General features: G+C 64.4%; 1 protein-coding gene. It reads right to left on the bottom strand.

The window, feature by feature from the left end; genetic code table 11:
• Positions 1 to 700 (bottom strand): hypothetical protein (locus ABD286_RS18815; RefSeq protein ID WP_344196397.1); only part of this gene is annotated, 700 nt, incomplete at both ends.

Raw genomic sequence — 700 nt, 5'->3', positions numbered from 1 at the left:
GACGTGAACGTCACTGGCGCAGCAGCCGTACCCGCAGCAACCAACGACCCCTGCACACTCAACGACGAACCCGGCGCCGCCTTGAGCACCGCGCCAGCGTTCAACGTCAACGTCACGCCCTTGGCGACGGTCAAGGACTGGACGTAGTAGTCCCCGATGACCCAGGGCAGGCCCGCGGCCGGCAACGTCGCGCTACCGATCAACGTCCCGGACAAGAACAACGCATTCTGGGTGTTCCCCGAACCGGTGTTCCCACTGAACTTGGCTGGATCCAGGTTCGGCCCGTAAAGGCTGATCGCCCGCCCACCGCGAGTATCTGGGGTGCCCCACCGCACAGCACCACTGACGACGTTGTCCCGCACGACCGGCGCAGCGTTGATCACCCCAGCCGTGGAGTCATACGCGCGAACGCTCAGGCCACTGTCGGCAGCGCCCACCGCCGACAAGGTGTTCCCGGTAAAGGTCAACGGCAGATTGCCGGTGTTGCGACCAAGATCGACCAAGACCCCTTGGACGAACCGGGAGCTGGTCACCACCACCGACCCCACCTCAAAGGCAGACAGCGACGACCCGTACCGCATCGTCACCTCGTTCAACCCCAGCTTCGACGCCCCACCTCCTACGTTGATGCCGTACCAGTCACCCGCAGCAGGGGCACTGACCGCACCATCACCATTGGTATCCCCACCCACGGTGTCAT

Source organism: Pedococcus aerophilus (assembly GCF_039532215.1).
Classification (GTDB): Bacteria; Actinomycetota; Actinomycetes; order Actinomycetales; family Dermatophilaceae; genus Pedococcus; species Pedococcus aerophilus.
Note: the sequence above shows the minus strand (reverse complement) of the source record. Positions and strands in the feature narration are given on the sequence as shown.